Source organism: Sandarakinorhabdus sp., assembly GCF_031422795.1.
In the GTDB taxonomy this organism is placed as follows: Bacteria; Pseudomonadota; Alphaproteobacteria; order Sphingomonadales; family Sphingomonadaceae; genus Sandarakinorhabdus.
The window spans coordinates 1-2618 of the sequence record NZ_JANPML010000263.1 but is presented as its reverse complement, the minus strand read 5'-3'; the positions used below and the strand labels follow the sequence as shown (position 1 = coordinate 2618).

Genomic DNA, 2618 nt, shown 5'->3' with positions numbered 1-2618 from the left:
GCGGCGGCGGTAACGGGCAGTTCGGCGGTGAAGCTGGCGCGCTGGGCATCGAGCACGGCGCGCATCGATGCGGCATCGCGGGCATCCCATTGTGCAGTGTTGGCAATCGTGGCCATCGTTTGTCTCTCCATTCGTGTGGCGCACAGCCTAGGCCGGGATGCCGGCTTCGCCAAGCTGCCGAATCAGGCCGGGCAAAGGTCACAAAGGTCACGCATTTCCCGGGTTTCAGGATGGTCGCGGCGCCCTTGCTGGCGCGCTGCCAGTACACGCCCGTGCGCCAGCATGGCATGCTTTGCCGGGTGTAGGACAGTGTGCTGTTCTGCGCCCTTTCGTCAGGCTGGCGGGCCACGCGGCTTTGCGGCATCGTGCAGCCAACAAAAGAACACGCCTGGGGAAATCGTATGACCAACTTGCCCGCCCAATTTCCGGCCATGTCGATTGCCGAAGCCCACGCGCTGCTCACCGCGCCGGGGCAGCCGCTGGAGATGGAGACGGTGTCCATCGCGGGCCGGCCGACGCGGGTGTGGAAGAATGCGCCGCAATCGCTGGCGCACAGCTTTGCCGCTGGCCGCGCCCACGGCAACAAGATCTTCCTGGTGCTGGATGACGAACGGGTGACGTATGAAGCCTTTGCCCGCGCCACGCTGGCCCTGGCGGAGCAGTTGAAGGCCGATGGCCTGAAAAAGGGTGACCGCGTGGCCGTGGTGATGCGTAACCTGCCGGAATGGCCGGTGGCCTTTTACGCGGCCAGCCTGTGCGGTGCCATCGTCACGCCCCTGAACGCGTGGTGGACCGGCGGCGAACTGGAATATGGCCTGACCGACAGCGGCACCAAAATGCTGATGATCGATGCCGAACGCTATAACCGCATCGCCGAACATCTGCCCAACTGCCCCGATCTCGAGCAGATCTATGTCACCCGCGCCAGTGAGATGGAGCTGGGCGATCCGCGCGCCCGCCGGCTGGAAGAAGTGATCGGCTGGCCGATGGATTGGGCATCATTGAAGGATCGCGCCATCCCGGCCGAGGCGCTGACGCTGCAACCCGAAGACGATGCCACCATTTTCTATACCAGCGGCACCACCGGCAAGCCCAAGGGCGCGCTGGGCACCCACCGCAACATCAATAGCAACATCATGGCCAGTGCCTGCAGCGCGGCGCGCAGCTTCCTGCGGCGCGGCGAGCAGCCGCCAGTGGCCGATCCCGATGCGCCGCAGAAGGCGACGTTGCTTTCGGTGCCGTTCTTCCACGCCACCGGTTCCCATGCCGTGCTCAATCCCACGCTGGTGGCCGGGGCCAAGATCGTGATGATGAAGAAATGGGACGTGGTCGAAGCCATGACCCTGATCGAGCGCGAACGCTGCAATTCAGCCGGCGGCGTGCCCACCATCGCCTGGCAGATCCTGGAACACCCGGATCGCGCCAAATATGATCTGTCGAGCCTGGAATCGGTGAGCTATGGCGGCGCGCCTTCGGCCCCCGAACTGGTCCGCCAGATCGCCAGCCAGTTCAAGGCCAAGCCCGGCAATGGCTGGGGCATGACCGAAACCAGCGCCACCTTCACCCACCACATGGCCGAGGATTATGAAAACCGGCCCGACAGCTGCGGCCCTCCCGTTCCGGTGTGCGACCTGCAGGTGCGCGATCCGGATGGCAAGGTGCTGGGAGCCAACGAACTGGGCGAAATCTATGGCTTTGGCCCCAACGTGGTGAAACTCTATTGGAACAAACCCGAAGCCACCGCAGCCACCTTCATCGATGGCTGGGTGCGGACCGGCGATCTGGGCCGTATCGATGAAGAAGGCTTCTGCTTCATCATCGATCGCGCCAAGGACATGCTGATCCGCGGCGGCGAAAACATCTACTGTGTCGAGGTCGAGAACGCCCTGTATGAACACCCGGCGGTGATGGACGCCGCCCTGGTGGGCCGCCCGCACAAATCGCTGGGCGAAGAACCGGTGGCGTTCGTAACACTGAAGGAAGGCGCCGATGTGAGCGAGGCCGAACTGCGCGCCTTTGTGGCGGCGCGGCAGGCGGCATTCAAGGTGCCGGTGGCGGTGCATTTCAGCCGCGAACCGCTGCCGCGCAATGCCAACGGCAAGATTTTGAAGACGGAATTGAAGAAGCAGTTGGCCGCCATATAGGCAAGGAAGAAGAAGAGCCTCCGGCGGCCAGGGCCTGAGGCCCTGGACCCACTTTTGTTGGAGCCGCGACCAGCGACGACGGTGGCGCCCGTGGACGCAAAAACAAATGGGTGCAGGCCTCAGGCCTGCCCGCCGGAGGCCTCCTTTTCCTGGTTCCCGCCTTACTGCTCGTTGCTCGAAAAACTGCCGTCTGGCCGCAGGGTGCGCGGGCCGCCGGTAGGGGCGGGGGCGGTTTTTGGCCAGCGCGCGGTGAGGAAGCGATCACGGGCGAAGCGTTTCACGTTCACCGCATCGGCCTGATTGCCGCCCAGGATATGATAGGCCGAGGCATCCTCGCCGACATAGATGCCGACATGGCCCTGCCAGCCATCGCGGCTGCCGCGCCAGAAGGTCATCACGGCGCCGGGCTGCGGCACCGGGCAGGGCACGCCGAACTTGGTCCAGGTGCGTGCGCCCAGCGCGTTGGCGGGCAGC

At 64.7% G+C, this 2618-nt stretch carries 1 protein-coding gene and 1 pseudogene; one reads left to right on the top strand and one right to left on the bottom strand.

Annotated elements, in window-relative coordinates; genetic code table 11:
• The first annotated feature begins 401 nt into the window (after positions 1 to 401).
• Positions 402 to 2144, top strand: coding sequence for a class I adenylate-forming enzyme family protein (locus RMO81_RS09490; RefSeq protein WP_310475597.1), 1743 nt, complete (start codon positions 402 to 404; stop codon positions 2142 to 2144).
• Between the two features lie 161 nt (positions 2145 to 2305).
• Here the strand turns inward: RMO81_RS09490 and RMO81_RS09485 are convergent.
• Positions 2306 to 2618, bottom strand: a pseudogene (locus RMO81_RS09485) (TIGR02594 family protein); the annotation flags it as partial.

Bases quoted from the DNA above. Each gene is read 5' to 3' on its own strand.
- RMO81_RS09490 (WP_310475597.1), top strand. From the start codon at position 402: ATGACCAACTTGCCCGCCCAATTTCCGGCCATGTCGATTGCCGAAGCC.